The organism is Pseudomonas sp. RIT-PI-S (genome assembly GCF_025642975.1).
Classification (GTDB): domain Bacteria; phylum Pseudomonadota; class Gammaproteobacteria; order Pseudomonadales; family Pseudomonadaceae; genus Aquipseudomonas.
On record NZ_JANZKJ010000002.1, the window covers coordinates 346,552 to 370,965 of the forward strand.

Here is a 24,414-nt window from a genome sequence, read left to right on the forward strand (position 1 = left end):
ATAACAGAGCGGCCAGCCTGGGGCAGCTGGGGTACGGTATGCTGGGCCCTTGCATTATCACAGGAGCGCGCGTGAACAAGCTGGACACCCTTTGGCTGACCGAGGCGATCAACCTGCGTGAGCGCCAGACAGGCCCCCTGGAAGATGGTGAAGCCAACCGCGAGGCCCGCCAGGCAGGCGGGGATTTTGCTCAGCGCGTGCAGGCGCGGGCGTTATGGCTGGCGCGGCGCGATGGCCTGACTGAAGCCTTGGCCCATTGGAAGCAGGGTGCGCGGCTGGGCTTGATAGCCCTGGTACTGCTCGCGCTGGCCAGCGGGGCGGGCATGGCAGCCACTGCGCTTGCCGGGGCGCCACGGCCGGTGAATGTGTTCTGGGCCACAGGTAGCCTGCTGGGGTTGAACCTGTTGCTGCTTACGGCCTGGTTGGCAGGGCTGGTGCTAGGCGGCGACCACGGCCCATGGCTTGGGCGCCTCTGGCTGGGGCTGAGCCAGCGGCTCGCCCGGGACGCCAAGGCCGCTCACCTGGGTGCGGCGCTGGTAGTGCTGCTACACCGTCATCGGCTCAACCGCTGGCTATTCGGCGCAGCTGTCAACGGGCTGTGGGCGTTATGCCTGCTGACGACGCTGGCAACGCTGCTGTTGATGTTCGCCACCCGGCGCTACGATTTCGTATGGGAAACCACCCTGCTGCATAGCGATACCTTCGTGGCACTGACAGCGCAGCTGGGCAAGGCTCCCGGCTGGCTGGGCTTCCCGGTGCCCACCGAACTGCTCATCCGTGCCAGTGGCGAAGGCCCGGCTACGCTCGACGGCGCGCGTCAGGCCTGGGCCGGCTGGCTGGTCGGGGTGCTGGTGTGTTATGGCGTGATACCCAGGGCGCTGCTGGCAGTGCTTTGCTGGGCGCGTTGGCGCCATGGCGCGGCCCGCTTACAACTGGATCTGCCTGGCCCGCAAACCAGTTCACTGCGCGAGCGGCTGTTGCCCACGAGCGAACAATTAGGCGCGAGCGACCTGCCAGCCGAGCCCGACTGGGCCTTGCCCCTGCCTCGGCAGGCGACCCTTGGCAGCGGCGCGGTCATGGCCGGCATTGAACTGGATCGCGACCAGCCTTGGCCACCTGCCGCGAGCATCGGGGTAAGCGATGGCGGGATACTCGATGACCGTGCATCCCGCCAGCGCCTGCTCGAAGCGCTCTCGACACGCCCGGCGCAGCGCCTGTTGCTGGTGTGCGACGTGCGTCGTTCGCCTGATCGGGGCACCCAGGCGTTGCTGGCCGAGCTCTCACGCAACGCCTTGGAGACGAAAGTCTGGCTGATGCCGGCACCCGCTGGCCAAGCGGCCGATCCTTCTCGCCTCGCCGCCTGGCAAGAAGCCTTGGAGCACCTGCAATTATCCCAAGCGGCAGCATTTCCATTGGCCTGGCTGGAGTATGAGCATGCCTGAAGCGCTGAAGCTGGCCGTGGTCGGGCATACCAATGTGGGCAAAACCTCACTGCTGCGCACCTTGACGCGTGACGGGACCTTCGGCGAGGTGTCCCATCGCCCGGGAACCACTCGCCATGTGGAAGGAGCGCGCCTGTCGGTGCAAGGCCAGGCGCTGGTCGAGCTGTATGATACGCCCGGGCTTGAGGATGCAGTGGCACTGCTCGAATACCTCGAGCGCTTGGGCAGCGGCACCCAGCGGCTGGATGGGCCAGGACGAATCGAAGCCTTCCTGGCGTCGAGCGAGGCCCGCCAGCGCTTCGAACAGGAAGCCAAAGTGGTGCGCCAACTGGGAGCCTCGGACGCCGGCCTTTACGTGATAGACGCCCGCGAGCCGATACTGGCCAAGTACCGGGATGAACTGCAAATCCTCGCCAGCTGCGGCAAGCCGCTGCTACCGGTGCTTAATTTCGTTAGCGCGGCCAGTGCCCGACGTGACGCCTGGCAAGCCGCGCTGGCCCGGCTTGGCCTGCATGCGCTGGTGTCCTTCGATACCGTGGCCCCGCCTGAAGACGGCGAACGCAGGCTCTATGAAAGCCTTGCGCTGTTGATCGAGCGGGCCCGCCCTGCATTACAGCGGTTGATCGAGGATCAACAGCGCCAGGCCGAGCAACGCTTGGCGGCGGGGCGCGCACTGATTGCCGAACTGCTGATCGATTGCGCGGCGTGTCGCCGGGCGGTCGCCGAAGATGCTGAAGCCGCACAAATCCAGGCGTTGCGCGAGACCGTACGACAACGGGAGCAGGCCTGCGTGAGCGCCCTGCTGGCGTTGTTCGGCTTTCGCCCCGGAGATGCTGACGCAGGCACCCTGCCGCTGCTCGATGGCCGCTGGAACGATGACCTGTTCAACCCCGAGACCCTTCGTCAACTGGGAGTCAAGGTCGGCGGTGGGATGGCCGCGGGCGCGGCCGCCGGCGCAGGTGTCGACCTGATGGCTGGTGGCCTCACCCTCGGCCTGGCGACTTTGGCCGGCGCCCTTGCCGGCGGCGCGGTGCAAACAGCAAGAGGCTACGGCGGCCGCTTGCTGGGCAAATGGCGTGGCGAACATCTGCTTAGCGTCGACGATGCTGTGCTGCGCCTGCTGGCCCTCCGTCAGCAAGCCCTGTTGCAGGCCCTGGCGCGGCGCGGCCATGCTGCACAAGAAAGCCTGCTGCTGCCCGCGCAGGACCCGCAGCAATGGCGCCAGGGCCGCCTACCCGCGGCCGTGAAGCGCGCCCGTGCGCACCCGGAATGGTCGGCGCTGAATCCAGGGTTTCGGCCTGGGCGTGCAGACCGCGAGCAGGCCCTGATCGCCTTGGCGAGTGAGCTTTAACGCGGCAGGCGCAGCAGGCGCAGGCCGTTGAACACCACCAGCAGGCTCACTCCCATATCGGCGAATACAGCCATCCAGAGGGTGGCCATGCCAAGCATGGTCAAGGCAAGAAACACCGCCTTGATGCCCAGCGCCAATACGATGTTCTGAATCAACAGGCTGCGGGTGCGCCGCGACAGGCCAATGAATTCGGCCACCTTGCGCAAGTCGTCATCCATCAGGGCAACATCCGCGGTTTCGATGGCCGTATGTGACCCCGCCGCGCCCATGGCAAAGCCTATGTGCGCTCGGGCCAGGGCGGGAGCGTCGTTGATGCCGTCGCCAACCATGCCCACCCACTCGCCTGCGTCGATCAGCGCCTCGATGGCGACGAGCTTGTCTTCCGGCAACAGGTTGCCGCGAGCCTGGTCAATGCCCACTTGAGCCGCGATGGCCGTTACCGCCACCTGGTTGTCGCCGCTAAGCATGAGTGTCTTCACACCCAGCCGATGCAAGGCAGCTATGGCTTCAGCACTGGTTTCGCGCAACGTATCGGCAACGCCGAACAAGGCCAAGGCGCGTTCGGCATCACACAGCACCACCACGCTCTTGCCCGCCTGCTCCAGCCGGGCCAGCAGCGCTTCAAGCTGTGGCCCGCATAGCCCCTGCTCCTCGACAAGGCGGTGGTTGCCCAAGGTGTATAACTGCCCGTTTATACGGGCCCGGCTACCGCGCCCGGGAAGCGCCTCGAACTCAGCCAGCGCCATTTCAGCCGGGGCACCAAGGCCGGCGGCCAGTGCTTTCGAAACCGGGTGGTCTGAGCGCCTGGCCAGGTTGGCGGCAATGCCCCGGGCCCGTTCAGGGTCACCTTGCAGGGGGATAACGTCCGTCAGCATCGGCGCACCACGGGTCAGCGTGCCGGTTTTGTCCAGGGCCAGCCATTGCACCCGATGAGCCATCTCCAGGTACGCGCCGCCCTTCACCAGGATGCCCCGCCGTGCCGCTGCCGCCAAGCCACTGACCAGGGTCACCGGCGTGGAAATGACCAAGGCGCATGGGCAGGCGACTACCAGCAACACCAGGGCGCGATATAGCCATTCCAGCCAAGTGCCCAGGCCCAGCAATGGCGGCAATAAGGCAACGGCACACGCCAGGCCAATCACCGCAGGCGTGTAGACGCGCGAGAATTGATCAACGAAGCGTTGCGTCGGAGCCCGGCTGCCCTGGGCCTGCTCTACCACCCGCAGGATGCGGCTGAGCGTCGAGTTGCTAGCCAGTTGGGTGGCGCGATATTCCAGCTCCCCGGCCTGATTGATGGTGCCAGCGAACACCGCGTCGCCGATGGTTTTTTCTACCGGTAGGCTCTCACCCGTGATGGGGGCCTGATCCAGGGTCGAGCGGCCAGCGGTGATTTCGCCGTCCAGGGCAATGCGCTCGCCGGGGCGGGCACGCAATAGGCTACCCACTGCGATATTGACAACTTCCCGAACCTGCCACTGGCCGTCCTCACCGCGTACGGTGGCGGTTTCCGGGGCCAGGCGCATCAGCGCGCCAATCGCATTGCGCGCCCGCTCCAGCGAACGAGCCTCGATGCGCTCGGCAATCGCGAACAACACCATGACCATCGCCGCCTCAGGCCATTGCCCGATCAACGCCGCTCCGGTCACGGCAATGCTCATCAGTGCATTGATGTTCAAGTTACGCTGGCGCAGGGCGATCCAACCCTTGCGATAGGTGCCCAGGCCGGTGATGAAGATAGCCACCAGGGCGAGGGCGATCACCAGCCACGGCGGCCCCGCTTGGTACAAGTGGCACAGCTCCGCCGCCGCGGCTGCCAGCAGCCCTACCGCTAACGGCACCCTGCCCCGCTTGCTGGGGGCAGGCGCCTGCCCGGCCTCGGCCTGGGCCTGGGCGAGCGGCACGGCGGTCATGCCCAGCTCGGCAATGGCTGCCTCGATGGGAGCGGTACCCAGCAGCGAATGGCGCACGCCCAACACCCGATTGATCAGGTTGAATTCCAATCCATGAATACCCGGTAGGGCCCCCAGGCGTTTTTCCAGCAGCCTCTGCTCGGTGGGGCAGTCCATGGCCTCGATCCGAAAGCGGCTAAGGGTGCCGCCATCGGCTTCGCTGAAGCTGACACTGCTAGTCGCGTGCGCGTCGTGATCGTGATCGTGATCGTGATCGTGATCGTGATCGTGATCGTGATCGTGATCATGATCATGATGATCATGACCATGGCAATGCGCGGCGGTATGCGTGCAGGGTGCGCTGGGGTTCGCGGGATCGCGCAATGGTTCAGTGGTTCGATCCATGATCGACTCCGGAAATTGACTGTTGCCCAGTCAACACCCTGTAGTCACTATAGGGTCAAGCATATTCAGGAGTGAGCCATGAAAATTGGCGCCTTGGCCAAGGCTACCGACTGTCAGGTCGAAACCATTCGCTATTACGAACGTGAGCAATTGTTGCCGGCGCCTTCGCGCACCGAAGGCAACTACCGGCAATACACCCAAGCGCACGTGGAGCGGCTGACGTTTATACGCAACTGCCGCACCCTGGACATGACGCTGGATGAGATTCGCGCGCTCTTGGCACTTAGAGACAGCGCCAGCGCCGCCTGCACCGAGGTGAACAGCCTGGTGGATGAACACATCGATCACGTACGCGCGCGCATCCACGGGCTGCAGGCGCTGGAAGCGCAACTGGTCGCCCTGCGCGAGCGCTGTAATGCCAGCGACCCCAGCACCCAGTGCGGCATCCTCGAACGGCTGGAAGTCAACGGCGCGGTGGAGCTTCCCAATGCCGAGCCCAGCCATGTGGGGAGAAGTCACGGGCACTGACTGGCGAACACTTCGCTAACTCTGGCCCGATTGTGCTAGAGCTGGCACCGCCCTGCGACCCGTAGCGCCTTGGGTCGCGGGCTTGCTCGCGCCTCAAACAGCCATCGGCGCTGTCAGTGGCGCGTGGTGCTGGTAACCCTCGAGCGAGAAGTCGCCAGGCTCGATCCGCTCCAGCCACTCCGGTTGGTATACCCCGGTCACGGCGAACTCCGGTACGCGGTCGGAAATTACCAACCGCGGCGCCGGCAGCGGCTCGCGGCGCATCTGCTCGTTGAGCATGTCCAAGTGGTTCACGTACACATGGGCGTCGCCCACGAAATAGGTCAACCAGCGCGGTGTATAGCCGGTCAGGCGGCCGAACAGCGAGAGCATGGCCGCGCCTTCGGTGATGTTGAACGGGGTGCCCAGCCCTAGGTCGTTGGAGCGGATATACAACGTCAGCGAAAGCTCGCGGGTTTGGGCGTTGGGGTGGAACTGGTACAACAGATGGCACGGTGGCAGCGCCATTTCATCGAGTTGCGCGCAGTTCCAGCCATGGAAGAGGATTCGCCGGCTGCCCGGGTCATTGATGATCGTGTCCAGGCATTGGCGTACCTGGTCGATGGCCTTGTACAGCACTACGAAGGCTTCACCACCTTCCTGATCCTCGGCGATGCGCCGGTACCCCTGAGCCAGGCAGGCCTCGATGGCCGCGCCGTTGCTCAGCGGCACCCGCTTGTAGGCGGGCCATTTACGCCATTGCACGCCATAGATTTCGCCAAGGTCATCGGTACCCTGGCGGAACGGATTGTTCAGCCACTGGCTGTTTTCGTTGGCGTTCTGGTCCCACACCTTGCAACCCAAGGCACGGAAGTCCGCGGCGCTGTTGGCACCGCGCAGAAAGCCGACCATCTCGCCGATGGCCGATTTGAACGCCAGCTTGCGGGTGGTGATGGCGGGGAAACCGTTTTTGAGGTCGAACCGCAGCATCGCGCCCGGCAGGCTGATAGTGTCCACGCCAGTGCGATTGGCCTGGCGGGTGCCTTGCTCGATGACCTGAGCAACGAGGTCGAGATATTGCTTCATGGGATACCTGAACGAGGCGGGGGACGGCCCCGCCAGCAAAAATTAGGCGGCCTGCCGGGCGGCAGGATCACGGCGATAAGCCCACCAGATCAGCCCGGCGCCGCCGAGGATCATCGGCAGGCAGAGCACCTGCCCCATGGTCAGCCAGCCGAAGGCCAGGTAGCCGATCTGCGCATCGGGCACGCGAACGAACTCCACCAGGAAACGAAACACCCCATAACACAAGGCGAACATGCCCGAGACGGCCATGGTTGGGCGCGGCTTGCGTGAGTAAAGCCACAGGATAACGAACAGCGCCACGCCTTCGAGCGCGAACTGGTACAGCTGCGACGGATGGCGCGGCAGCTGGGCGGGGTCGCTGAACGCCGGGAAGATCATCGCCCACGGCAGGTCGGTCGGCTTGCCCCATAACTCGGCGTTGATGAAGTTACCGATGCGCCCCGCGCCCAGGCCAAGCGGCACGAAAGGGGCGATGAAGTCCATCAGTTGGAAGAATGTCTTGTTGTTACGCCGGCCGAACCACCAGGTGGAAAGCATCACGCCGATCAGCCCACCATGGAATGACATGCCCCCCTTCCACACCTCGAAAATCAAGGCAGGCTGGGCGATATAAGCGGGCAAGTCATAGAACAGCACGTAACCCAGGCGGCCACCAAGGATGACCCCCATGGCCACCCAGAACACCAGGTCCGAGAGCTTGTCAGTGTTCCAGGTAGGGTCGAAGCGCTGCAGCCGGGTAGGCGGCCAGCTACGGTCCCGCAGGCCCGGCAGGGAGCGCCACGCACCGCAGGCCAACAGCCAGGCGCTGCCGATACCCAGCAGGTACATCAGGCCGTACCAATGGATCTTCAGCGGCCCCAGCTCCAGGGCTACGGGGTCTATCTGCGGGTAAGGCAGCATGTATCATCCTCGATCAAAGCAGAAAACTCAGGCCTACGCTGAACAGCAGCAGGGCGAACAGCCGTTTCAATAGCCGTGGCGACAGCCGATGGGCGAGCCGTGCGCCGTAGCGGGCGCACAGCATGCTGGTGATGGCGATGCCGACCAGCGCTGGCAAATAAACGAACCCGAAACTATGCGCTGGCAGGAGCGGGTCCTGCCAGCCCAATATGATGAAACTTGCGGCCCCCGAGAGCGCGATTGGCAGCCCGCAGGCCGAAGAGGTCGCCACGGCCTGCTGCATCGGCACGCTGCGCCAGCTCAAATAAGGCACGGTGAGCGAGCCGCCGCCGATACCGAATATCGCCGACGCCCAACCGATGACCACGCCACCGGCGGTTAGCCCGGCCTTGCCCGGCACACCTCGGCTTGCCTTGGGCTTGAGGTCCAGGAACATCTGCACACTGACCAGCAGGGCAAACACACCGATGATCTTCTGCAAGTGCGGGCCCTGGATCAGCGACGCTGTTTTCGCGCCCAACGCGCCACCGAGCACGATGCCTAGGGTCATCCAGGCGAAGATCGGCCAACGGACCGCGCCCCGCTTGTGGTGCTCGCGAATGGCATTGAGCGAAGTGAACACGATGGTGGCAAGCGAGGTGCCCACGGCAAGGTGCGTCAGCACATCGGGCGAGAAGCCCTGCAAGCCGAAACTGAACACCAGCACCGGCACGATGATAATGCCACCGCCCACGCCAAACAGCCCGGCCAGCACACCGGCACAAGCCCCCAGGGCCAGGTAGAGCGCATATTCCATGTGAGATCCCTCGAGCGAGGCCGCATGGTACCGGATCCACCCCCTTGCGCTCCAGCCGCGGCGATGGAAGCGCATTGCGCGGGGCGTGTACAGTGAACGAAAAAAGGAAGCCCTGCTTTATGTGCCTGATCATTTTCGCCTGGCGCCCGGCGCACGCTCGCCCGCTGGTAGTCGCGGCCAACCGGGATGAGTTCTATGCCCGCCCGACCCAGGCGTTGGCGCCCTGGGCTGACGCACCCGGCGTGCATGCTGGCCGTGACCTTGAGGCAGGTGGTACCTGGCTGGGCATAGGCCCAGGCGGCCGTTTTGCCGCGGTCACCAACATCCGCGGTGGTGCTGCAGGGCCAGGGCGGCGGTCGCGAGGCGAGCTATGCGCAACTTACCTTGCGGGCAAGCAATCACTGGATGAGTTTGCCCGGCAGGTGTGCGCCCGAGCGGCGGATTATGCCGGCTTCAACCTCTTGCTCAGCGATGGGCGGCAGCTGTATTACCTCAACAGCTACAGCGCCACGCCGGAGGCCTTGGGCGAGGGCATCTATGGGCTGTCCAATGCTGCACTCAACACCCCGTGGCCAAAGCTGCGGAAAGCCCGCAAGGCTTGCACCCCTCGCCTGGACGATAACCCCGCAGGCCTGTTCGACGTATTGGCCGACTCGACGCCCGCAAGCGATGCCGAGCTACCGGACACCGGTGTGGGGCTAGCGACCGAGCGCTTACTGTCGAGCGTGTTTATCGCCAGCGCCACCTATGGAACGCGTGTCAGCACAGTGCTGGTTGCTCATGCCGACGGCCGCCGCGAGGTAATCGAACGCAGCTTTGGGCCTGGCGGGGGGCACTTGGGGGAGGTCAGGTTTACGGTGCAGGAGTGAGGGCCGGCCATTGAGCGAAGCCCGCGGACGGCGACCGGCAGTTCTATTGGTCAGCCCTGTTCCCGGGCTTACGCCGGATAGCCTGCCCCACTCTTACAAGGACTTCGGCGCCGCGGGGTTGATCATCCGTGCCAGGCCCTGGTTTTTCAGCGCCAGCTGCAATGAACTATGGATGACCTGCGGGTTATCGATCTTCATCAGTTGAGCCAAAAGTTCGCGGGATTTTTCCAGGCTGACCTGGCGCAGCATCCACTTCACCTTCGGCAAGTTGGTGGCGTTCATCGACAAACTGTCGAAGCCCATGGCCATCAACAGCACCGCCGCTGCCGGGTCGCCGGCCATTTCACCGCAGATGCTCACCGGTTTGCCTTCGGCGTGGGCCGCGGTCACCACATGCTGCAACGCCTGCAACACTGCCGGGTGCAAATAGTCGTAAAGGTCCGCTACGCGTGGGTTGTTGCGATCCACTGCCAGGAGGTATTGGGTCAGGTCGTTCGAGCCGACAGACAGGAAGTCCACCTGGCGGGCCAGGTCGCGCGTCTGGTACACCGCCGCGGGGATCTCCACCATTACCCCGATCGGCGGCATGGGCACGTCCGTGCCTTCGTCACGCACCTCACCCCAGGCGCGGTGCAGCAAGTGCAAAGCCTCTTCCACTTCATGGGTGCCAGAGATCATCGGCAGGAGAATACGCAGGTTGTTCAACCCCTCGCTGGCCTTGAGCATCGCCCGCGCCTGAACCAGGAAGATTTCCGGGTGATCAAGGGTCACGCGGATGCCGCGCCAGCCGAGGAAGGGGTTTTCTTCCTTGATGGGGAAGTACGACAGCGACTTGTCGCCACCGATGTCCAGGCTGCGCATGGTCACTGGCAATGGATGGAAGGCGGCCAACTGCTCTCGGTAGATCGCCAGCTGCTCTTTTTCCGAGGGGAAGCGTTGGTTGATCATGAACGGCACTTCGGTGCGATAAAGGCCAACGCCTTCCGCTCCGCGTTGCTGTGCCCGGGCCACGTCGGCGAGCAGGCCGGTGTTGACCCAGAGCGGCATGCGGTGGCCGTCGAGGGTCACGCAAGGCAACTCGCGCAGGGCATCCAGGCCTTTGGCCAGTTCACGCTCTTCCTCGACCACCGCGGCGTATTGCTTGCTGAGGATCTCGCTCGGGTTGGTGAACACCTCACCGTGGTATCCGTCGACGATCATCTGGATGCCGTCGACCTTCGAGTACGGCAGGTCGACCAGGCCCATCACCGTCGGGATGCCCATCGCGCGCGCAAGGATCGCCACGTGCGAGTTGCCCGAGCCCATCACGGAGATCAGCCCCACCAGCTTGCCTTCGGGCACTTCGCCCAGCATCGCCGGGGACAGCTCCTCACTCACCAGGATGGTATTGTCCGGGTAGACCAAGGTTTGCTGCCGGGCTTGCTGAAGATAGGCCAGCAGCCGGCGGCCGAGGTCCTTCACATCGGCGGCACGTTCACGCAGGTAGGCGTCGTCCATCAGCTCGAAGCGGCTGACGTGCTCGCTCACCACCTGGCGCAGGGCACCTTGAGCCCATTGCCCGGTTTTGATGACGTTCTTGACTTCGCTGCCGAGCGAGGCGTCGTCGAGCATCATCAGGTAGACGTCGAACAGCGCCCGCTCCTCGGGGCGCAACTGGGTCGCGAGCTTGGCCGACAAGGTACGCATGTCGTTACGCACGCCCTCGAGCGCGGTTTCGAACAGCTGCACCTCGGCTTCGACATCGGTCACGGTGCGATCGGGCACCACTTCCAGGTCCGCCGGTGGCAACACCACTACCGCGGTACCGACGGCGGCCCCCGGCGAACCGGGTACCCCAACGAAGCGCGCTTCCTGGGTCCCCTTTCCTTGCCGGCCCAGGCCGCGGATCGAGCCGGTGGCTTCGGCATGGGCGATTACCCCGGCCAGCTGGGCGCTCATGGTCACCAGAAAGGCTTCTTCACCTTCGTCGAACTGGCGCCGCTCCTTCTGCTGGATGACCAGAACTCCCACCACGCGGCGGTGATGGATGATCGGGGCACCGAGAAATGAGGCATAGCGCTCCTCGCCGGTTTCGGCGAAATAGCGGTAGCGGGGATGATCAGCGGCGTTTTCCAGGTTCAACGGCTCTTCGCGGGTACCGACCAACCCTACCAGGCCTTCATTCGGCGCCATGCTGACGCGGCCGATGGAGCGTTTGTTCAGCCCCTCGGTGGCCATGAGCACGAAACGGTTGGTTTCAGGGTCCAGCAGGTAGACCGAGCAGACCTGGCTGCTCATGGCCTCCTGTACACGGATGACGATGATCCCCAACGCCGTTTTGAGATCCTTGGCGGAGTTAACTTCCTGGACGATCTTGCGCAGCGTATTGAGCATGGCTCGGGGTCGGACTCCGTCGTCAGTCGCGCGATAAGAGGCGTGGCGCCAGTTCTTTCAAGGCCCGGCGATACACCTCGCGCTTGAAAGTCACCACTTGCCCCAGCGGATACCAATAGCTGACCCAGCGCCAGCCGTCGAATTCCGGTTTGCCGGTCAGGTCCATCCTTACCCGTTGCTCGTTGGACACCAGGCGCAGCAGGAACCACTTTTGCTTTTGGCCGATGCACAGGGGCTGGCTGTGGGTGCGAACGAGCCGCTGAGGTAGACGGTAGCGCAGCCAGCCCCGGGTGCAGGCAAGAATCTCGACATCTTCGCGATCCAGGCCGACTTCTTCGTTCAACTCGCGGTATAAGGCCTGTTCGGGGGTTTCCTCGGGGTTGATACCGCCCTGAGGGAACTGCCAGGCGTCCTGATTGATTCGGCGCGCCCACAGCACCTGGCCGGCATCATTGGTGAGAATGATGCCAACATTGGGGCGGAATCCATCGGGGTCGATCACGGCGGCAACCTCGCAAACGCATGTTCAGGCATTGTTCCACAAAGGCCGGCAGAGCGGCAACGAGGCTGGCAGCGTTATGTGCAGCATTGGTAAAAGGCCGTATTCTGTCGGCCATTTCTGCCGTTTATGCGAGTAATTTCATGCGCCTGGCCCTTTTTGACCTCGATAACACCTTGCTTGGCGGCGACAGCGATCACGCTTGGGGCGACTATCTGTGCGCTCGAGGCATCCTTGACCCGGTAGCCTACAAGCAGCGCAACGATGCGTTCTACCAAGACTACCTGGCTGGCCGCCTGGACCTGCAAGCCTACCTGGCGTTCAGCCTGGAAATCCTCGCGGCCACCGAACCGGCCCAGCTCCAGCAATGGCATGCGGACTTCATGCGCGAGTGCATCGAGCCGATCATCCTGCCAAAGGCGCTAGCCTTGCTTGAGCAGCACCGCGTCGCCGGGGACAAGCTGGTGATCATCACCGCCACCAACCGTTTCGTGACCGGCCCGATCGCCGCGCGGCTGGGCGTAGACACCCTGCTGGCAACCGAGTGCGAGATGGATGGCGAGCGCTATACCGGCCGCAGCACGGACGTGCCGTGCTTCCGAGATGGGAAAGTCACGCGCCTGACACGCTGGCTGGAAGAAACCGGGTTGAACCTTGAAGGCAGCTATTTCTATAGCGACTCGATGAACGACCTGCCGCTGCTGGAGTGCGTTGAGCACCCGGTCGCGGTCGACCCAGACCCCGTTCTCCATGGCGAAGCCATGCGCCGGGGCTGGAAGGTTATTTCGCTGCGGGATTGATAACGGGTACCTATTCGCGGCTTTGCCCGCTCCCACAACGTGGGGCGGGCAGAGGCTGCGAACAATCCCTAGCCAAGGAATAACTGATATGCCGGGTTGTCGGTTTCGTCCCAGAACGGGTAGCCGATATCTTCGAGCGCGGCGTAAACCTGGTCGCGCTCGGCAACAGGCACTTGCAGCCCCGCCACTACCCGCCCGTCGGCAGCGCCGTGGTTGCGGTAATGGAACATCGAAATGTTCCAACGCCCGCCCAGCTTGTTGAGGAAGTTGAACAATGCCCCCGGGCGCTCCGGGAACTCGAACCGCAGCACCATTTCGTCGCTGACCTGCACGGCATGGCCGCCGACCATATGGCGGATATGCAGCTTGGCCAGCTCGTTGTCGGTCAGGTCCTGTACCGGGAAGCCCTGGGCGGTCAGGCTGGCGATCAAGGCGGCGCGCGGGTCGTTTTCGGGGTGAGTCTGCACACCCACGAAAATGTGCGCTTCGCCTCCGGTGTGGTAGCGGTAGTTGAATTCGGTGATCTGCCGCTTACCTACCGCCTCGCAGAAGGCCTTGAAGCTGCCAGGCCGCTCTGGAATGGTCACGGCGATGATCGCTTCCCGCCCCTCGCCCAGCTCGGCGCGCTCGGCCACATGGCGCAAGCGGTCGAAATTGACGTTCGCGCCCGATTCGATCGCGATCAGGGTTTGCCCGCTGACGCCGCGGGTTTCCACATACTTCTTGATGCCTGCAACGCCGAGCGCGCCCGCGGGCTCGGTGATGGAACGGGTATCGTCGTAGATGTCCTTGATGGCCGCGCAAATCTCGTCGCTGTTGACCGTGATGACCTCGTCCACATAGTGCCGGCAGATTTCAAAGGTGTGCTGGCCGATCTGCGCCACCGCGACGCCATCGGCGAACAGCCCCACTTGCGGTAACACCACTCGCTCGCCGGCGGCCAACGCCGCCTGCAGGCAATTGGAATCATCCGGTTCGACGGCAATGATCTTCACCTCGGGGCGCAGGTATTTCACATACGCGGCAATACCGGAAATCAGCCCCCCACCGCCGACCGGGACGAAGATAGCGTCCAGCGGCCCTTGGTGCTGGCGCAGGATCTCCATGGCCACCGTGCCTTGGCCGGCGATGGTGTCTGGGTCATCGTAGGGGTGGATATACACGTAGCCTTGTTCTTCCACGAGCTTGAGCGACCAGGCCAGCGCCTCGGGGAAAGAATCGCCGTGCAGCACCACCTTGCCGCCGCGTGAACGCACTCCTTCGACCTTGATCTCGGGTGTGGTCTTGGGCATCACGATCACGGCTTGCACGCCCATTTCCCGCGCGGCCAGCGCCAGGCCCTGGGCATGGTTGCCGGCCGAAGCCGTCACCACGCCCCGGCCGCGCTCGCTGTCGGTCAGTTGCGAAAGCTTGTTGTAAGCGCCGCGTACCTTGAAAGAGAACACCGGCTGCAAATCCTCACGCTTGAGCAGCACGTGGTTGTTCAGCCGCCGCGACAGCTGGTTGGCAGGCTGCAGCGGGGTTTCGACAGCAACGTCATAAACGCGCGAAGTGAGGATCTTCTTTACGTACTGTTCGAGCATGGCGCCAAGTCACTGCGAAGAAACGGGGGCAACGAGTCTACCCCAGCGTTCTGCCTGGCCACCACATCGAGGACGGGGTTTTACCTGCCCATATGGCTATAATGCTGCCCCTTTTCGAACACAAGCCGCTTGCGGAGCCCAGCATGACCCAGGATCAACTCAAACAGGCCGTGGCCCAGGCGGCCGTCGACCACATTTTGCCCGGCCTGAACGACAAGAGCATCGTCGGCGTCGGCACTGGGTCGACCGCTAACCTGTTCATCGACGCCCTCGCCCGCCATAAAGGCGCGTTCGACGGCGCGGTGGCCAGCTCCGAAGCGACCGCCGCGCGGCTCAAAGGGCACGGCATTCCCGTGTATGACCTCAACACCGTCGGCGAGCTTGAATTCTACGTGGACGGCACCGACGAAACCGATGAGCGGCTGCACCTGATCAAGGGCGGTGGCGCGGCGCTGACCCGCGAGAAGATCGTGGCCGCGGTTGCGCGCTTCTTTATCTGCATCGCGGACGCCAGCAAGCTGGTACCTGTGCTCGGGCAATTCCCGTTGCCGGTCGAAGTCGTGCCGATGGCCCGCAGCCACGTGGCCCGCGAGCTGGTGAAGCTCGGCGGGGACCCGGTATACCGGGAGGGCGTCATCACCGACAACGGCAACATCATTCTGGATGTGCACAACCTGCACATCACCGACCCGGTGGCGTTGGAAGCGAGCATCAATCAGATCGTCGGCGTGGTCACCAACGGCCTGTTCGCCAGCCGCCCCGCCGACCTCCTGCTGCTGGGCACCACCGAAGGCGTGAAGTCCTACCGTCGCTGAAGGTCAGGGTTGGCCAGAGGGCTGCGGGTCGAACCGATAGAACAGGTTCGGCTCGCTTACCATATACAAGGCATTGTCGGCGCCCATGGCGATGCCTTCTGGTTGCGGCACCTTGTTCTTCAGCCCGGCGGCGCCGGCGACCAGCGAAAGGCTGCCGACCGGTTTGCCGTCACGGTCCAGCTCCACCACCACACGGGACTCGTCCGACACCACCAGCAAATGGCCGGTACGCGGGTCGAACTGCAGGCTGGACAAGTCCCGCACGAACAAGGCCCGATCCCGTGCCGGGTTCTCGAGCACTTCGATTGCAATCGGGCCTGCCTCTTTCCGGAGCGGGAAGCCGCGTATCTCGTAGATCCGTACCGGATCGCGCTCCTTGGCCACGAATAGGCGGCCGCCCGCACTGTCGTATGCGAGCCCTTCGAACCCCTTGTTACCGTTCTTGCCCAGGCCCAACGCGAACTGGTGCCCGTCTGCGGCGTTCAAGGCCATGGTAGCGTCGTCGACCTGCACCTGAACGAGCCGCTGCTCGCGCTCATCACTGATCACATAAGTGCCAGGTGCCACGTATTCCACAGCCTCGGGGTCAGCGAAGCCGACCAGCGGAATCCGCCGCAGCACCTCACCCTCCAGCGACAGCTCCACCAGCTCTGGGGTTTTGTTGGTTACGGTGAATAGTGTGGACCGATCGGGATCGTACGTAAGCGCGGACACATCTCCACTCAAACCGTCGATAGGCCGGGCCTCGATCGTGGCTCGATAACCGCCCAGGCCCAGAGCAGAAATGCCGGGCGAGAAGAATTGGCTCAGCGCGAACCAGGCCCTGGCGGGGGCGTTCCAGGCCAGGGCGAGGCAACAGGCCAATATAAGGACAAGGGCTAGCAGCCCGAGGCGGGCCGGGCGGGGCAGAAGAGGCCAGAACATGTATTCACCACCGATGGATAATCGGGCAATGAAAACACAACCTGCTGAATTCCAACTTAAGCCCCAGGCTTATTGTTTCTTGAAGGCGTAGAAAAGGTTGGGCTCACTGACCATGTACAGGGTGCCCTGCTCGTCGATGGCCACACCCTCCGCCTGAGGAATGGTGTTTTTCAGCCCGTTCACCCCTCCCAGCAAGGCCATGAAACTTACCGGCTCGCCCTGCATGTCGGCCTCCATAAGCATGTGGGAGTCCGCCGAGAGCAGCAACATATGGCCGGTGCGCGGATCGATGGTCATCGCTGACAGGTTACGCATGTCCAGGGCATCGCTGGCCACCGGTGCTTTATCCGCCTCGAAGCTGCCGCTGTCGCCTAGTTTCATGCTGAACAACTTCGCTGGCCGCTCCAGCCCTAACAGCAACCGCTGATGCCGAGCATCCCAGGTAACGCCCTCGAAGCCTTTGTTCTGGTTCGCCGACATGCCGAGGTCCACCTTGGGGACCTCAGCGTAGTGGAGCGCTGTGGTGTCGGCTTGCACGGAGACCACCGCCAGGGTATGCAGGCGCTCATCGGTGATCGCCAGGCGCCCGTCGCCCAGCATGGCGACCCCTTCGGGGTTGCTCCAGCCTTCCAGCGGGATCTTGCGCAGCACGTCGCCCTGTAGGGTCAGCTGAGCGAGGAACGGGTGCTTGCCCATCACCGCGTAAAGGGTATGGGTAGCCGGGTCATACGTGAGGTCGGACGCCTCGTCGTTTTCCATGCCCGCCAAGGGCCTGGCATCGACTGTGACCCGATATCCGGGCAGCCATACCGCTTGTGCCTGGGCCGCCGGCGAGGTGAAGCGCTCCTTGAGCCAAAGCAGCGCGCGGTCATCCCAATGCAAGATGGCTATAACCGCATAGGCCGCCAGCAACAGCAGGGCGCCGAGCGCGGTCCACCGCAGGCGATGCGGCACGCGGCGGCGGACACTGGCAGTGGGCAAGGCGGCTGTGCTGGGCATGCGTGTACCTGCGGGCGGAATCGAGGGCGAAGGTATTATCCGCAAGCAATGTGAAAAAAATGGCAAACCGCAGCGTGGCCTTTAGAGCACCCGCGTTTGCACGCGGAGCGTGCCAGGCAGCTCGAGCACCAGCTCGTCCCCCGAGGCCAGCGGACCGACACCCGCCGGGGTGCCGGTAAGAATCACATCACCGGCCAGCAGCGAGAACTGCGCAGCCATGTGCTGGATCATCGGCACGATCGGGTTGAGCATCAACGCGCTGCTGCCGTCTTGGCGCACTTCGCCATTGAGGGTCAGGCGTACCGGGATATCGGTCAGGTCCGGGAAGGTGCCCGCGGCCACGAACGGAGCCAGCACGCAGGCGCCATCGAATGACTTGGCCAGTTCCCACGGCAAGCCCTTTTCCTTGAGCCGGGCCTGTACGTCACGCAAGGTCAGGTCCAGCGCAGGGGCAAAGCCTGAGATCGCATCGAGCACCTCTTCCTCGCTGGGCTGGGTGGACAGCGCCTTGCCCAGCAGCACGGCGATTTCCGTTTCGTAGTGCACCGCGCCCCGCTCGGCGGGGATCTTGAAGCCGCCATCGGCGGGCACCACGCAGCTGCCCGGCTTGATGAACAGCAACGGCTCGGTAGGAATAGGATTGTTCAGTTCATGGGCATGCTCGGCATAGTTGCGGCCGATGCACACGACCTTCCCTAATGGAAAGTGGATGTGGGTGCCGTCTGCATACTGGTGCTGGTAGCTCATCGTCGACCCTCGAAAAGTACTGAAGCAGGCAAGCGAACCCGCGATTCGCTCATGCGGCGCCTGAGCCATATTCACGTCTCAGGGCGGGCGTCAAGGAAGGCGAACATGCTAGCATACGCCCCCGCCATGGCGCTGCCAGCGCAGCGGGCGCCCCTTCCCCGCCATTTTCCGGAACCCAGGTTTAAGCAGATGAGCAAGACTTCTCTCGACAAGAGCAAGATCAAGTTCCTTCTTCTCGAAGGCGTACACCAGACCGCCGTGGATACGCTCAAGGCGGCCGGTTACACCAATATCGAGTACCACTCCAGCTCCCTGCCCGAAGCAGACCTGAAGGAAAAGATCGCCGACGCACACTTCATCGGCATCCGCTCGCGCACTCATCTGACTGAAGAACTCTTCGACAACGCCAGGAAGCTGGTCGCCGTCGGCTGCTTCTGCATCGGTACCAACCAGGTGGACCTCAACGCCGCCCGCGAGCGCGGCATCGCGGTGTTCAACGCCCCTTACTCCAACACCCGCTCCGTGGCCGAGCTGGTATTGGCCGAGGCGATCCTGCTGCTGCGTGGTATCCCGGAAAAGAACGCTTCGTGCCACCGCGGTGGTTGGATCAAAAGCGCGGCGAACTCCTTCGAGATCCGCGGCAAGAAGCTGGGCATCGTCGGCTATGGCTCGATCGGCACCCAGTTGTCGGTCTTGGCCGAGGGCCTGGGCATGCAGGTGTTCTTCTACGATCCGCTGACCAAGCTGCCGCTGGGCAACGCCACCCAAGTACCGACCCTCAAGGAGCTGCTGGGGCTGGCGGACATCGTCTCGCTGCACGTGCCTGAGCTGCCATCCACCAAGTGGATGATCGGCGAGGAAGAAATCCGCGCGATGAAAAAAGGCGGGATCCTGATCAACGCCGCCCGTGGCACCGTGGTTCGCCTGGAAGCCTTGGCCGAGGCCATCAAGGACAAGCACCTGATCGGCGCCGCCATCGACGTGTTCCCGGTGGAGCCTCGCTCCAACGACGACATCTTCGAGAGCCCGTTGCGTGGCCTGGATAACGTCATCCTGACCCCGCACATCGGCGGCTCGACTGCCGAAGCTCAGGCCAACATCGGCCTGGAAGTGGCCGAGAAGCTGGTCAAGTACAGCGACAACGGCACCTCGGTGTCCTCGGTCAACTTCCCCGAAGTCGCCCTGCCAGCGCACCCGGGCAAGCACCGCCTGCTGCACATCCACGAGAACATCCCGGGCGTGCTGAGCGAGATCAACAAGGTGTTCGCCGAAAACGGCATCAACATTTCCGGCCAGTTCCTGCAAACCAACGAGAAGGTTGGTTACGTGGTGATCGACGTCGACGCGGACTATTCGGACCTGGCCCAGGCCAAGCTTCAGCAGATCAAAGGCACCATCCGCAGCCGCGTGCTGTTCTGATCTACGCGACGCCGATATAACAGTGCCCCCGTGTAGGCGTGGGCGGAGCCTGCGAACTAGCGGAGCCATCGATTCGCAGGCTTCGCCAGCTCCCACAAGCGCAGCGCCGATGCCGGGGCGTGGGATAGGGTCAGAGGTCCAGGTACGCCTGGGCCTCGGCCAATTGCGTTTCGTTGAACACCCTCACCCCTGCCTGTTTCAGCAAGGCTGCGGTAACCCCCTCGCCCGCTATCCGAGTGCCTGTGAAGGTGCCATCGTAGGCCTGTTCGTTGCCGCATGATGGGCTATTGGCCTTGAGCACCGCCACGCCGATGCCCTCTGCCTGAACCAACGCCAGCGCGGCGCGTGCGCCAGCCAGAAAGGGGTCGGTCACGTCGCTGCCGGTGCTGGCGATGATCCGCGCTTCCCCCGTTAGTACCCGACGCCCCTGGCCGCCGACAATCTCCGCCGGCGGGCGCGGGGTTGGCAGGCCGCCAGTGACTTCCGGGCACAGCGCAACGACCCGCCCTTGGGCCTGCCAAGCCAGTAGCAGGTCCCAATGGCCGCTCGCCTGGCCGTCGTAGCGCACCCGGTCGCCGAGCAGGCAGCGGCTCACCAGCACCTTGGCGATCATAGCGGCCGCTCGCCACGGCGGCGAAACCAGCCCGTCAGCGAAAGCCGCTCGCGCCGCGCTGGCAACACTTCATGAGGGATTTCGGCAGAAAGGAACACCACCAAGGCGCCGCCAGTGGGGACCACGTCGTGGGTGCGCTCGCCGGGCAGGTACAACCGCAGCTGCCCGCCGTCTTCGGGGAGCCAGGCTGAATTGAGGTACAGCACGGTCGACACGCTGCGGCGGTCGTCATCATTGAAGCGGTCCAGATGACGCCGGTAATAAGCGCCCGGTGGATAACAGGCGTAGTGCCCTTCGAAATCCTCCAGCCCTAGGTACAACGCTTGGTTCAGCCCCTGCCGCAGGCTTTCCATGATCATCAGGTAACGGTCGCTGGCAGCGCCCTGGCCCGGCTCGACCCACTCGATGGCGTCGCCGCGGATGGCCTCACGTACCTGCACACTGCCGCCTCGGCCGGTGGCGGCCGGAGTCAGGGCACCGGCGAGCGCGCGCTGGCGACAATCCTCGGCCAGCTCGCGGGTAAGCGCCTCCGGCAGGAAAATGTTTTGCTGCGACCAGCCGTGGTCGGCAAGGTCGGACGCGATGCGGGCGAACAGCGGATGATGGGGCGAAATGTTCATTGGCACATGGTAGCCATCTGCCGCCCAAACCAACAGCACCGGCTGGCTGAGGCGCGCAAAGACGAGTTTCATCGGGGGCCGCCTCGCCTCTCTCGACAAATACCGCCCCCGACACAGACAATAGCGCCCTGCTGACAGGAGTCCCCCATGCGTCGTTTTATTTTCGTTGTGATGATGTTCTGCACCCTGCCGGCTTGGGCGGACATCCACGACGAGCTCTATAAGGCCGCAGGCTGGCCAGAGCAACGCGTTCACTTCACCGACGCCCTGCGGGCTGCTCAGCAGCGTTACCAGAACAGCCTGCCGCCGGCGGTGTTCCAGGCTTTGGTACACAACAGCGATCAGCGCTTCGCCCCCCAGGCGGTCGACCAACGGGCTGAGGCCAGCCTGCGTCAGACGTTGGCCAACCCCCAACCGGCGCTGGCGTTCTTCCAGTCGCCCCTGGGGCGCAAGATAGTCGCCGCTGAATTGCTCGCCACCCGCTCGGACCAACTCGCCCGCAATGCCAATGGGCTACCCAAGATGCAGGCCAGCGACACGCGCCAGCTGCTTATCGGCCATCTCGCCCGGGCCTTGCCGGCCAAGGAAGCCGGGGCTGAGGTAAGCCTGGCGATCGCCGGGGTCGCCGCCGATAGCCTTAGCTCGATGATTCCTGGCTTGCTCGGTGGTGGCTCGCCACAAGGGCTGCTCGATGGCCAGCGTGAACGCCTTCAGCAGCAGATTGGCACGGACCTGGATAACACGCTGCTGTATGTGTACCGCGACCTGAGCGATCCGGAGCTGGAAGAGTTCGTCGCCTTCGCCGAGTCCGCGCCCGGCAAGGCGTACTACCAAGCCGCGCTGGCGGCCGTGAAAGCAGGCTTGGCGGTCGGCGCGCGATAGCAGCGCGCCCTTAGGGATGACTGCGTTTGAGTAGAAGATGGCGCCAACCTGCGAACTTGGTGCCGCCGGTGCTCAGGCTTCGCCGGATGGCCGCCCCCGCTCCTAAAGGTGCTTTTCCAGGAACGGCAGGTACAGCTCTCGAATATGCTCCGCCTCGTTGGCCAGGTGATGCCGGGCAAGGGGCAGGCGCAGCACCTGGGGCTGCTTGAACTTGGCATCGAGCACGCGCAGGTTGTGCCGCCAATCCACGGTCATGTCCTGCTCGCCCTGCACGATCAATGGCGTACGCAGCGAGGCAGGCGCCGCCTCGATGCGGTTGACCCAATTCACCAACGCCCCCACCCATGCCGTGGGCAGCCGCAGCGGCTGTAGCGGGTCTGCCTGCAAAAACGGCAGGAAGGCCGGGTCGCTGCTGTTTTCGCTGAACCGGCGGGCTACGCCGTCAACGAACGGGCTGAGCACGCGGTAGCTGAGCCTGGACCAACCCCAGGCCCGTGGGCGTACCAGCGGCGCCAGCAACATCAGGTGGCCGTCTACCGGGCTCGCGCTACCGCTATGCAAGGCGTGGTCGATAATGATCGCGCCCCCCGTGCTCTGCCCGAGCAGGTGCCAAGGGCGTGGCAGGCCCATGCTCGCCGCTTGGGCGAACAGCCCATCAAGGGTCGATTGGTAATGGGCGAAGTCCTGGATGCTTGCACGAGGCCCGCTGGACAAGCCATGCCCGGGTAGGTCACACGCGACCACCGCCAGGCCACAGCGCAGTGCCCAGCCGATTACATGGCGAAACAACCCCATGTGATCGTAGAAACCATGGAGCAGTACCAGAGTGCCGCGCGGCTGACGCGGTAGCCATGCCTGGCATACCAATTCGAAGCCCTCGGCCTCGAACCTGCCCAGGCGGGTTTCGAAAGGCACTTGGCAATCGGGCAGATCGAGCCCGTAGAAGCGCTGATACGCCCTCCCCTGTTCACACAGGGGCGGCGCGTCGCTTAGAGAGCGAAGGCTGGCACGCAGCCGTTCGGGGTGAAAAGTGTCGGTCATGAGGGTTACCCAGGCTATGGGTAACCCTACATCTACTCACGGCTGGCAAACAAGGCTTGGCTGGCCCCGTTAAGCCGAGACCGCCTCGGCCTTGGCACGCCGAGGGTCAGGCTGCGAGGAGTTGGCCACAGCGGCTTCCTCGATCGCCAGCTGGATGGCGCGACGGCGGCGTTCTTCGGCGCGACGGCTGAAGAACCAAACCAGGAAGGTGAAGATCGACACCACCAGCAGAATCAAGCTGGCGATCGCATTGATCTCAGGCTTCACGCCCAAGCGAACCTGGGAGAACACCTCCATTGGCAGCGTGGTGGAGCCAGGGCCCGCCACGAAGCTGGCGAGTACCAGGTCGTCCAGCGACAGCGCGAAGGACATCATGCCCCCCGCCGCCAGGGACGGCGCGATCATCGGGATGGTGATCAGCAAGAACACCTTCCACGGCCGCGCGCCCAGGTCCATGGCCGCTTCTTCGATAGACAGGTCCAGCTCACGCAACCGCGCAGATACCACTACGGCGACATAAGCGGCGCAGAAGGTGGTGTGAGCGATCCAGATGGTCGGCACGCCACGTTCCTGCGGCCAACCGATCAGCTGCGCCATGGCTACGAACAGCAGCAACAGCGACAGGCCGGTGATCACTTCGGGCATCACCAGCGGCGCGGTAACCAGGCCGCCGAACAGCGTGCGGCCCTTGAACCGTGGCACCCGGGTCAGCACGAACGCCGCCAGGGTACCTAGCACCACCGAGGAGATCGCCGTGTAGGTAGCGATCTCCAGCGAGCGGAACACTGCGCTCATGAGCTGATCGTTGTGCATCAGGCCCACGTACCACTTGATCGACCAGCCTCCCCACACCGTTACCAACCGCGAGGCGTTGAAGGAGAAGATCACCAGGATCAGCATGGGGGCGTAGATGAAGGTCAGCCCCGCCCACAGCATGAAGGTGGAAAATCGGAAACGGGAATTCATACCTTGCCCTCCATCTCTTTGGCCTGGCTACGGTTGAAGAGAAGAATGGGCACGATCAACAGGCCCAGCATCACCACCGCCAGGGCGGACGCTACCGGCCAGTCGCGGTTGTTGAAGAACTCCTGCCACAGCACCTTGCCGATCATCAGGGTTTCCGGGCCACCCAGCAGCTCAGGGATCACGAACTCGCCCACCACCGGGATGAACACCAGCATGCAGCCGGCCACGATGCCGTTCTTCGACAGAGGCACGGTGATCTTCCAGAAGTTGTTGAAGCGGCTCGAACCTAGGTCCGAGGCGGCCTCAAGCAAACTTTGGTCGTGCTTCACCAGGTTGGCGAACAGCGGCAGGATCATGAACGGCAGGTAGGAGTAAACAACGCCGATGTAGACCGCCAGGTTGGTGTTGAGGATCTGCAGCGGCTGGTCGATCAAGCCCAGGTACATCAAGAACCCGTTCAACAGCCCGTTATTGCTCAACAGCCCCATCCACGCGTACACCCGGATCAGGATCGCCGTCCAGGTCGGCATCATGATCAGCAACAGCAGTACCGTCTGGGTTTCCTTCTTTGCCACCGACATGGCATAGGCCATGGGATAGCCGATCAGCAGGCACAGCAAGGTGCTGAAGAAGGCCATTTTCAGCGAACCGAAGTACGCCGAGAAATACAGCTCGTCGTCACCCAGCAACAGATAGTTGGCCAGGTTCAGGGCGATGTCGATCTTGCCTTCGGCGTACTGCCAGATTTCCGTATACGGCGGGATGGCCACGTCCGCTTCGGCGAAGCTGATCTTCAAAACGATGAAGAACGGCAGCATGAAGAACAGGAACAGCCAGACGAAGGGAATGCCGATTACGACCTGGCGACCGCCAGGCATCCAGCGGTTG

At 63.7% G+C, this 24,414-nt stretch carries 23 protein-coding genes; 8 read left to right on the forward strand and 15 right to left on the reverse strand.

The features are described from left to right. Positions 1-38 precede the first annotated feature (38 nt). Both OGL93_RS05600 and OGL93_RS05605 read left to right on the forward strand, forming a co-directional pair. Positions 39-1,442, forward strand: coding sequence for a DUF2868 domain-containing protein (locus tag OGL93_RS05600; protein WP_263261389.1), 1,404 nt, complete (start codon positions 39-41; stop codon positions 1,440-1,442). Beyond that, the gene (locus OGL93_RS05605; protein ID WP_263261390.1) at positions 1,435-2,793 is read left to right on the forward strand and encodes a GTPase/DUF3482 domain-containing protein; all 1,359 of its coding nucleotides are present in this window, start codon (positions 1,435-1,437) and stop codon (positions 2,791-2,793) included. Before OGL93_RS05600 ends, OGL93_RS05605 begins: the two co-directional genes overlap by 8 nt. On the opposite strand, the gene OGL93_RS05610 is transcribed toward OGL93_RS05605, so the two are convergent. Then, complete coding sequence (locus OGL93_RS05610) at positions 2,790-5,087, reverse strand: heavy metal translocating P-type ATPase (RefSeq protein ID WP_263261391.1); 2,298 nt, start codon at positions 5,085-5,087, stop codon at positions 2,790-2,792. The two genes, OGL93_RS05605 and OGL93_RS05610, sit on opposite strands and share 4 nt — an antisense overlap. A gap of 78 nt (positions 5,088-5,165) precedes the next feature. Between OGL93_RS05610 and cadR the strand changes: the two genes are divergently transcribed. After that, positions 5,166-5,615 (forward strand): Cd(II)/Pb(II)-responsive transcriptional regulator, encoded by a 450-nt coding sequence (cadR, locus tag OGL93_RS05615; RefSeq protein ID WP_263261392.1) that lies wholly within the window; start codon positions 5,166-5,168, stop codon positions 5,613-5,615. 93 nt (positions 5,616-5,708) lie between these two features. Here cadR and OGL93_RS05620 read toward each other — a convergent pair whose 3' ends face one another. Genes OGL93_RS05620 through OGL93_RS05630 form a run of 3 tightly spaced genes read right to left on the reverse strand, consistent with a single transcriptional unit; the run spans position 5,709 to position 8,376 of the window. After that, entirely contained in the window at positions 5,709-6,680 is a 972-nt protein-coding gene (locus OGL93_RS05620) for a thymidylate synthase (RefSeq protein ID WP_263261393.1), read from the reverse strand. Positions 6,681-6,722: 42 nt separating this feature from the next. Then, positions 6,723-7,580: a prolipoprotein diacylglyceryl transferase gene (lgt, locus tag OGL93_RS05625; RefSeq protein ID WP_263261394.1), complete on the reverse strand. Its 858-nt coding sequence runs from the start codon at positions 7,578-7,580 to the stop codon at positions 6,723-6,725. 13 nt (positions 7,581-7,593) lie between these two features. Further along, entirely contained in the window at positions 7,594-8,376 is a 783-nt protein-coding gene (locus tag OGL93_RS05630; protein ID WP_263261395.1) for a sulfite exporter TauE/SafE family protein, read from the reverse strand. Positions 8,377-8,495: 119 nt separating this feature from the next. Between OGL93_RS05630 and OGL93_RS05635 the strand changes: the two genes are divergently transcribed. After that, complete coding sequence (locus OGL93_RS05635; protein WP_263261396.1) at positions 8,496-9,245, forward strand: NRDE family protein; 750 nt, start codon at positions 8,496-8,498, stop codon at positions 9,243-9,245. Positions 9,246-9,338: 93 nt separating this feature from the next. Here the strand turns inward: OGL93_RS05635 and ptsP are convergent, their stop codons facing one another. Both ptsP and OGL93_RS05645 read right to left on the reverse strand, forming a co-directional pair. Then, positions 9,339-11,618, reverse strand: coding sequence for a phosphoenolpyruvate--protein phosphotransferase (gene ptsP / locus OGL93_RS05640; RefSeq protein WP_263261397.1), 2,280 nt, complete (start codon positions 11,616-11,618; stop codon positions 9,339-9,341). Between the two features lie 22 nt (positions 11,619-11,640). Continuing rightward, positions 11,641-12,120: an RNA pyrophosphohydrolase gene (locus OGL93_RS05645; protein ID WP_263261398.1), complete on the reverse strand. Its 480-nt coding sequence runs from the start codon at positions 12,118-12,120 to the stop codon at positions 11,641-11,643. Between the two features lie 140 nt (positions 12,121-12,260). On the opposite strand from OGL93_RS05645, the gene OGL93_RS05650 reads away from it, so the two are divergent. After that, on the forward strand, positions 12,261-12,917 hold the full coding sequence (locus tag OGL93_RS05650) for an HAD family hydrolase (RefSeq protein WP_263261399.1): 657 nt from the start codon (positions 12,261-12,263) through the stop codon (positions 12,915-12,917). A 68-nt stretch (positions 12,918-12,985) separates the two neighbouring features. Here OGL93_RS05650 and ilvA read toward each other — a convergent pair whose 3' ends face one another. Continuing rightward, positions 12,986-14,500 carry a threonine ammonia-lyase, biosynthetic gene (gene ilvA, locus OGL93_RS05655; protein ID WP_263261400.1) on the reverse strand — a complete coding sequence of 505 codons (1,515 nt, stop codon included), beginning with the start codon at positions 14,498-14,500 and terminating at the stop codon, positions 12,986-12,988. Between the two features lie 143 nt (positions 14,501-14,643). Between ilvA and rpiA the strand changes: the two genes are divergently transcribed. Next, positions 14,644-15,315: a ribose-5-phosphate isomerase RpiA gene (gene rpiA, locus OGL93_RS05660; protein WP_263261401.1), complete on the forward strand. Its 672-nt coding sequence runs from the start codon at positions 14,644-14,646 to the stop codon at positions 15,313-15,315. Positions 15,316-15,318: 3 nt separating this feature from the next. Here the strand turns inward: rpiA and OGL93_RS05665 are convergent, their stop codons facing one another. The 3 genes from OGL93_RS05665 to OGL93_RS05675 all read right to left on the reverse strand — a co-directional run bounded on the left by OGL93_RS05665 (position 15,319) and on the right by OGL93_RS05675 (position 17,985). Continuing rightward, positions 15,319-16,239: an SdiA-regulated domain-containing protein gene (locus tag OGL93_RS05665; RefSeq protein ID WP_263261402.1), complete on the reverse strand. Its 921-nt coding sequence runs from the start codon at positions 16,237-16,239 to the stop codon at positions 15,319-15,321. 69 nt (positions 16,240-16,308) lie between these two features. Then, positions 16,309-17,238, reverse strand: a complete 930-nt coding sequence (locus OGL93_RS05670) for an SdiA-regulated domain-containing protein (protein WP_263261403.1) — start codon at positions 17,236-17,238, stop codon at positions 16,309-16,311. Between the two features lie 81 nt (positions 17,239-17,319). Then, positions 17,320-17,985 carry a fumarylacetoacetate hydrolase family protein gene (locus OGL93_RS05675; RefSeq protein ID WP_263261404.1) on the reverse strand — a complete coding sequence of 222 codons (666 nt, stop codon included), beginning with the start codon at positions 17,983-17,985 and terminating at the stop codon, positions 17,320-17,322. Positions 17,986-18,174: 189 nt separating this feature from the next. Between OGL93_RS05675 and serA the strand changes: the two genes are divergently transcribed. Beyond that, entirely contained in the window at positions 18,175-19,404 is a 1,230-nt protein-coding gene (gene serA / locus OGL93_RS05680; RefSeq protein WP_263261405.1) for a phosphoglycerate dehydrogenase, read from the forward strand. A gap of 130 nt (positions 19,405-19,534) precedes the next feature. Here the strand turns inward: serA and OGL93_RS05685 are convergent, their stop codons facing one another. Then, positions 19,535-20,017: a DUF523 domain-containing protein gene (locus tag OGL93_RS05685; protein WP_263261406.1), complete on the reverse strand. Its 483-nt coding sequence runs from the start codon at positions 20,015-20,017 to the stop codon at positions 19,535-19,537. Continuing rightward, the gene (locus tag OGL93_RS05690; protein ID WP_263261509.1) at positions 20,014-20,637 is read right to left on the reverse strand and encodes a 2OG-Fe(II) oxygenase; all 624 of its coding nucleotides are present in this window, start codon (positions 20,635-20,637) and stop codon (positions 20,014-20,016) included. Before OGL93_RS05690 ends, OGL93_RS05685 begins: the two co-directional genes overlap by 4 nt. Before the next feature lie 147 nt (positions 20,638-20,784). Between OGL93_RS05690 and OGL93_RS05695 the strand changes: the two genes are divergently transcribed. After that, the gene (locus OGL93_RS05695; protein ID WP_263261407.1) at positions 20,785-21,519 is read left to right on the forward strand and encodes a DUF2059 domain-containing protein; all 735 of its coding nucleotides are present in this window, start codon (positions 20,785-20,787) and stop codon (positions 21,517-21,519) included. Between the two features lie 102 nt (positions 21,520-21,621). Here the strand turns inward: OGL93_RS05695 and OGL93_RS05700 are convergent, their stop codons facing one another. The 3 genes from OGL93_RS05700 to OGL93_RS05710 form a co-directional block, all read right to left on the reverse strand. Further along, positions 21,622-22,560: an alpha/beta hydrolase gene (locus OGL93_RS05700; protein ID WP_263261408.1), complete on the reverse strand. Its 939-nt coding sequence runs from the start codon at positions 22,558-22,560 to the stop codon at positions 21,622-21,624. A 69-nt stretch (positions 22,561-22,629) separates the two neighbouring features. Further along, positions 22,630-23,526, reverse strand: a complete 897-nt coding sequence (locus OGL93_RS05705) for an ABC transporter permease subunit (protein ID WP_263261409.1) — start codon at positions 23,524-23,526, stop codon at positions 22,630-22,632. Then, positions 23,523-24,404 (reverse strand): ABC transporter permease subunit, encoded by an 882-nt coding sequence (locus tag OGL93_RS05710; protein ID WP_263261511.1) that lies wholly within the window; start codon positions 24,402-24,404, stop codon positions 23,523-23,525. Before OGL93_RS05710 ends, OGL93_RS05705 begins: the two co-directional genes overlap by 4 nt. Between the last annotated feature and the right edge of the window lie 10 nt (positions 24,405-24,414).